Annotated in this window: 3 protein-coding genes; 2 read left to right on the plus strand and 1 reads right to left on the minus strand. The window is 36.5% G+C overall.

The window, feature by feature from the left end:
* Positions 1-137 precede the first annotated feature (137 nt).
* Both BGC07_RS15290 and BGC07_RS15295 read left to right on the plus strand, forming a co-directional pair.
* Positions 138-461: a hypothetical protein gene (locus tag BGC07_RS15290; RefSeq protein ID WP_069313946.1), complete on the plus strand. Its 324-nt coding sequence runs from the start codon at positions 138-140 to the stop codon at positions 459-461.
* Positions 462-676: 215 nt separating this feature from the next.
* On the plus strand, positions 677-1,303 hold the full coding sequence (locus BGC07_RS15295) for a hypothetical protein (protein ID WP_069313947.1): 627 nt from the start codon (positions 677-679) through the stop codon (positions 1,301-1,303).
* Between the two features lie 412 nt (positions 1,304-1,715).
* Here the strand turns inward: BGC07_RS15295 and BGC07_RS24000 are convergent, their stop codons facing one another.
* Complete coding sequence (locus tag BGC07_RS24000; protein ID WP_394332141.1) at positions 1,716-1,844, minus strand: transposase; 129 nt, start codon at positions 1,842-1,844, stop codon at positions 1,716-1,718.
* Between the last annotated feature and the right edge of the window lie 38 nt (positions 1,845-1,882).

Here is a 1,882-nt window from a genome sequence, read left to right on the forward strand (position 1 = left end):
GTCAAAACCATGTCTACTAAATCAATATATAGTGTATAAAGGCAGTGGTGTCTATGATATTATCCTGCGGGATTTCAGTTGTCTCTTTATTAAGATTATGATAAATAAACATAAAAATAAAAACAGAGTGAATCCTAATGTCTTTAACTAAAGAATTTTTCCAAAAACTAAAAGCCGATCCAGAGCAAACATTACAAGATACTCCAATTTTCGAATCACTAGCTCTAATGAGGAAGTTACCTAGTGCAGGGATTCAAAAATTTAAATGTGCAAATTTTAAAAATACTAACGGAATACAGCTTGAACCAGACGATTGTGGGGAAAAATTATATTGGCTTCCTTGGGAATCAAAGAATACAACAAGACTCCACCTAAGAGGCGAAACAAACATTTTTTTTCACATCTCAACTTGGAGGCTGCCGAGTGTCGATCACTCCAAATCCAACTCTAAAAAATCCTGAAGTCATACACATTGCAGGTGATGGAGAGACGATAAAAAAAGGACTTAGAGGGCACGAAGCTTTCAGGCATTGGCGGTCTCAAGAAGAAAAAAAATATTTAACGATCACCACCGCCCTATTAGAAGAGTTACTTGTACAGAGTCCGATGAAATTAATAATTATTTCTATAAAAATGAAGGGGCAAATGTAGTTGGTATCAAGCAAGAAAATGATGTATGGGATTTTTTATCCAAACAATAGATTACAACTCTTGCCGAACAGGTAGTCTGGACAAAATTATATGGTCTGATAAAGAAAATGTGTATATCTCATTAAGTCAGGACGGATTAGAAAAACATGTCGGTATGGTTAGAGCAAGCCAAAGCTTTACCAAAGCTGTTTCTGCTTTATACGCAGCTAACTTTAGAGTTAAAATGGTATTTAATAATTTAATATCTTCGAGAAGATTGAAGATCGTTCTATCACAATCAGAAGTTAAGGACGTTTACTATACGATTGCGGTAATGACTATATATATAGAATTTGGGATGGATGGAATTTATTTTTTGCATAAAAGAATTAATACCTTCTTAGAAAGCAAGCAGTTACAAATGGCTATTGTTGCTATTGCTGTGTATATAAAAAACTCACATCAACAAATTTCCACATTCCATAATTCAACAACGCTATCAAAAAAATTCCTTAATAATATTCTACATATAGAGAAGCCAAACAAAGAAAAAATAATCAGAGAAGCTAAATCGTTTATAAGTGGAACTGGGAAATATAGAGGTCCTAAATCTGGTAATGGTAAACATTCACGTAGAACCCTTCTTAGCTTGTACTTAGGTTATAAGTTTTAACCAGTTAGCAAACCCCCAAATATAGCGTACTTCGTTAGTTGAAGTACAACACCACTCTACACTAAGTCGCCGTTAAATACGGCCTACAAAGTGAGTTTCGAAACTCCTGAGAATATTAACCAATTCTTCAAAAGATCGTTGTGTGGCTGTTGGCAATGACACATTCACTGTTGAGATAAAGAGAACAATAGCCTTCGGCACTCACCTCTCTTTTTAACGGGGTGGATCAAATATATCGTAGAATACCCCTTTTGAAGGGTGATAAAGCTGCCACAGCTCCAGCTGCGACCCACACGATGTGCACTTTAGCGGGTTAACTTTGCCTACTTCCTCAAACATTTGCGCATAGCTGATCCGCTTTACTGTCGCTATCATCACGTCCACCAAGTCTCCTGCAGCTTTGGCGATCAATTCAAAGTACTTTTTTAAATGATGCCGTCGCCTGTAATCCAAAGTAACGTACCCGTTGAAACCCTTTAGGAAAGATGTGTTGTACCATTCGCCCAATAAACGTAACAGCATCAATCGTCTCATGTTCCATCCTCTTAGTGCGGTGTGATTTATAACGATACGTAATGA

The sequence above is a fragment of the Piscirickettsia litoralis genome, assembly GCF_001720395.1.
Lineage (GTDB): Bacteria > Pseudomonadota > Gammaproteobacteria > Piscirickettsiales > Piscirickettsiaceae > Piscirickettsia > Piscirickettsia litoralis.